This window comes from Staphylococcus pseudoxylosus (genome assembly GCF_003697915.1).
Lineage (GTDB): Bacteria > Bacillota > Bacilli > Staphylococcales > Staphylococcaceae > Staphylococcus > Staphylococcus pseudoxylosus.
In genome coordinates, this window is record NZ_RCVN01000088.1 from 1 (window position 1) to 256 (window position 256).

Sequence of the window (256 nt, forward strand, 5' to 3'; positions counted from 1 at the left end):
ATCAAAGCTAGTCGCTCTAATGACAGGCATGATTTGACTAGATGATATACTCTCAAGGGTTTTATCTGCCATTTGTGCAATAGCTTCATCAACGTAATAAACAATTTCATCTACAATTTTTTCTTTTTTATCTTCATATTTTGTGCTATCACTTATATCCTCATGCTTATCATAAGTGATAAATATTGGCATTTCTTGGCTTTTTAACAAATTGCTCAAGAATACAAGCGATACAAGAAGAGAATTACTATATTTA

General features: G+C 30.5%; 2 pseudogenes. Both read right to left on the reverse strand.

What is annotated here, in order from left to right:
- Positions 1-141, reverse strand: a pseudogene (locus D9V42_RS14920) (DUF1444 family protein); the annotation flags it as partial.
- Positions 126-256: pseudogene (locus tag D9V42_RS15720) on the reverse strand (DUF3427 domain-containing protein); the annotation flags it as partial. The pseudogenes D9V42_RS15720 and D9V42_RS14920, both read right to left, overlap by 16 nt.